The organism is Mesorhizobium sp. M1227, from assembly GCF_040318315.1.
Lineage (GTDB): Bacteria > Pseudomonadota > Alphaproteobacteria > Rhizobiales > Rhizobiaceae > Mesorhizobium.
Genome location: NZ_JAMYLZ010000087.1, coordinates 1 through 3,172, shown reverse-complemented (window position 1 = coordinate 3,172; position 3,172 = coordinate 1). Strand labels below are relative to the sequence as shown.

Annotated in this window: 4 protein-coding genes and 1 pseudogene; all 5 read right to left on the bottom strand. The window is 57.1% G+C overall.

Translation table 11 applies throughout. The features are described 5' to 3' along the window. Positions 1 to 951 precede the first annotated feature (951 nt). Positions 952 to 1,191: pseudogene (locus NKH28_RS34120) on the bottom strand (DUF982 domain-containing protein); the annotation flags it as partial. A gap of 268 nt (positions 1,192 to 1,459) precedes the next feature. Beyond that, on the bottom strand, positions 1,460 to 1,747 hold the full coding sequence (locus NKH28_RS34115) for a hypothetical protein (RefSeq protein ID WP_352981440.1): 288 nt from the start codon (positions 1,745 to 1,747) through the stop codon (positions 1,460 to 1,462). Positions 1,748 to 1,887: 140 nt separating this feature from the next. Then, on the bottom strand, positions 1,888 to 2,115 hold the full coding sequence (locus NKH28_RS34110; protein WP_352473844.1) for a hypothetical protein: 228 nt from the start codon (positions 2,113 to 2,115) through the stop codon (positions 1,888 to 1,890). Positions 2,116 to 2,274: 159 nt separating this feature from the next. Beyond that, entirely contained in the window at positions 2,275 to 2,469 is a 195-nt protein-coding gene (locus tag NKH28_RS34105) for a hypothetical protein (protein ID WP_352981439.1), read from the bottom strand. Between the two features lie 307 nt (positions 2,470 to 2,776). Beyond that, positions 2,777 to 3,004 carry a hypothetical protein gene (locus NKH28_RS34100; RefSeq protein ID WP_352542989.1) on the bottom strand — a complete coding sequence of 76 codons (228 nt, stop codon included), beginning with the start codon at positions 3,002 to 3,004 and terminating at the stop codon, positions 2,777 to 2,779. Positions 3,005 to 3,172: the final 168 nt, after the last annotated feature.

The window sequence follows — 3,172 nt, the reverse complement described above, 5'->3', positions numbered from 1 at the left end:
GATGATCTGCTCTTCAGAGAAGCGGCTACGTTTCATGTCCTGGTCCTCTCGATGGGCCAGAACGAACTTCAAACCGGATTAGATCAGAGGGGCAAGGTCACAACGATAGTCGGACAAGCCAATGGGTCCTCGCTTGCCAGTTCCATGACCGCCGCCATGCTGCAGAGCCGACGATGCTCTTTGTTAGATTCGAGCCCGGCCGAGAGTAGGGCTTTCAGTCGCAGATGCTAACGAGGCAGTAGGTTTCCTTGTTCCTTGGCCGTTTCGAGAAACGCCCCGCGGACCACTTCGCGTTTCACCTGATCGATCAAAGGCATGCTGGCAGAGCTGCACTGCGCTGGGCCATTTGGGCCACGCTGCTTGGTCCTGTGCAACAGTTGCTCAGCGGCTCGGCGGCCCGCTCGAAGTCGTTGCACTGATAGGCAATGCCAGGACAGGTGGTCCTTACGGACACTGGCGTCAGGATAGGCGCTTAATTTGAGAAGCTGGAAGGTGGGATGCTATCGTATTAGCGCGAAGGCCGTGTATCCTTTGAAATTCCATGCGCTGTGCAACTTCTCAAATAATACCTGCGTAGCCACTATGTGAATTGAAGCCGAGGACGATGACAACCAGCCGCGCGGCCTGGCCGAGCGCCACGTCCGAAGGACGATGGAGGCCGCCAACGCGTGTCCGAAAATTGTAGCATACTTCGGACTCATACCCTGCGTTTGTCCGAAAAGCACAGCCGGACGGGACCGCCGAAGCGGCGAAAGCGACCCCCGCGCCTCCTATCCGAAGTCAGAGAGAACCAGAGAGGACCCATAAGAGGAACTTAAAGCCGCAAGAGCCCGCCGACCAACCCCGTTTAGCCGCAGCTAACGGAACGATGTAGGCCCTCGCGGGTTTAGAGGCGGCAGCGGATTCTTCGTGATGTGCAGCCGCTGTAGGGGGGTCCATCGCCTCTCTTCCTCACCGGCGGCGGGCCCCTTTCGCGAAGGCGGTGTTGGTCAGAGAATCTTTACCGCCATCCAAGTTAGCTAGTTGCCATTGGGGGGAGTAACGTCCCCTCCTCTTTGCAGCAGCCAGGAACGCCTTGCGAGCCTTCTCAGGTTCCATCTCGTCGAAAATCACGGCCATGCAAACACGCACCGCGACGTCCCACAAGGGCCACGCTTGGTCCAGTTCATCAGTTCCTCGCCGGCTGCCTCGGCGTTGTTGACATTGCGGATGATCCCGAGACGCTCAGTCTTGACAGGGATCGGAGGGTTGAACCAGTGGGTTGTCATGTGGGGAAATGTCGGGCAACTATGGAATTTTGTCGGCCGATTCCAGCTTCCGCAGCTCAGACTGCTCTGAAAGCTCCCGCGCCAGTGTGGCAAGCGTCGGTGTCAGAGTTGGTTCGCCTACAAACCTTAGGAGCCTGCGCAGCTTCCGGCAGTAGTCTTCCGAACTGATCATCCCTCGGAAGGCACGTCCCCTACGCAGCATGGCCATGAGGGTCACTGAAGCTTCCTTCTGGTTCGTCGAAGGCCATAGAAGCCCGCGCTGCCAAAGTGGTGGCGCTCCAATCAACCTCGACCTGCTCTCGCCGCTCAAGCTCCTGCAACAATGCAGCAAGGGACGCCGGCAGTTTCTCGTCGACTTCGAGACCAAGCCTGTTGCGGAGCATCTGACGATTATCTTCTGAGCTGATCAGCCGTTGAAAGGCTGTCCCTGCTGTTGGTCGTGCCGGCATAAGGTCGTTCCCACATTCGGTCTGAAACACTTTCGTTGTGAAAGGGTTCCGAAGGGGAAGCGAATAATTTGGTGAGAATCTCTGAGCCGGGATTGGACGACCAGCTCGCGCGAAGTTCCCCGTGCCCCTCTCGATCTCATAGAGGGTTGAACCAATGGGTTGCCATGTGGCTATTCGCGAAGGTCGAACGCGACGAACAGGCCAAAGGCTGGGCCAATCTCGACAATAAGCTCGACCAGCGCGCAGTCACTTTCCACCAGATGCGGCCCGGCTCGGCGCACCGCTGCGATGGTCTCTTTCACGGAGATGATTTGGCCGCGACCGGCTTGTAAGATCAGCTCTTTAACAAGCTTATGGGCAGTCACTTTGCTCGGTCGGCAGTTCGTCCAAACGTTCATACTAGGCCTCCCACCTCAGCGAGAACCCACGCGGAACATTCATGATCCTCTGTCGGGAAAAATCAAGAAGAATGTTTGATGGAAATTTCTTAGCGGGAACCAGAGAAACAAGTACGGAGCGAGCCTCTGTACTCTTCCGCTTTGAGCTCAGCCAGCCCGCTAAGGGACTTCTTCGGTCGGCCCCTCTTTGGCCCGATCAATAGCCGCAAGTAATGACTGTAGGGTTGGCGGCAGTTCTGGTTCGACCCCCAGATTTAAGAACGTTTGTACGTTATGACGATAGCCCTCGGAACGGATCAGTTTCCGAAACGCTTCGGAGACAGACTGATGGTCTGCTTTGTTGCTGGTTGCCATGGAAGTCCCTCCCAATGAGCCGCAACTCGCCCGCAACGAATGGGTTCCATCAGGACGTCGGAATATTAAGTATAAATTTCTGAGCGGGAGATCGGATAACTGGCTCGCGCGAAGACCCTCCGTGCCACCTTCGTTTGCCGCAGCATTATCCTCGCTCTTTGAACTGAAGATTCGTGTCGGTCTGGCGTCGGCGTTGCACATCGTGAACGTTGGAATGCTTCTGTCCAATGTTTGCTCACGCTGCCAATAGGGCAGGCTCTTGCGGCAGGGTGCCGCAAGGCCGCGACGAATGAAACGCCGGCCCAGTTCAACCCGTGCGACGTCGTTCAAAGCTGGGGGGATCGATCTCCATCAAGCGGTCTGCGGCCTCGACCGCAGTTCGTATCCTGCTGCACAGCGCGAGATTTTCGGCCAGCATTTCTTCAGTACGTTGAAGCGCGAGCTCGGTCCGGTGGATGCGCTGCCTGGCATTGGCAACTTCCGATGTCAAAATATCGACCGCTATCCCGTGGCCGTGGGGTTCCATAGTGTCCATGGGTTTCTAATACATGGGGGGCGATATCGTTCCCTGATGTCGGGCGAAACGGCGGGCCGCAGAAAAGCGCTATGGGCCGAATGACCAATGCACTCCCTGTCAAAACAGCGCCAGAAACAGGCGAACGGCTTCGGCCGCTCTACCTGCCATGGGCAGAGGCGATCACGG

What these genes read in the sequence shown, in the direction of transcription:
- NKH28_RS34110 (WP_352473844.1), bottom strand. Translation starts at nt 2,115, where the DNA reads ATGAACGTTTGGACGAACTGCCGACCGAGCAAAGTGACTGCCCATAAG.
- NKH28_RS34105 (WP_352981439.1), bottom strand. Translation starts at nt 2,469, where the DNA reads ATGGCAACCAGCAACAAAGCAGACCATCAGTCTGTCTCCGAAGCGTTT.
- NKH28_RS34100 (WP_352542989.1), bottom strand. Translation starts at nt 3,004, where the DNA reads ATGGACACTATGGAACCCCACGGCCACGGGATAGCGGTCGATATTTTG.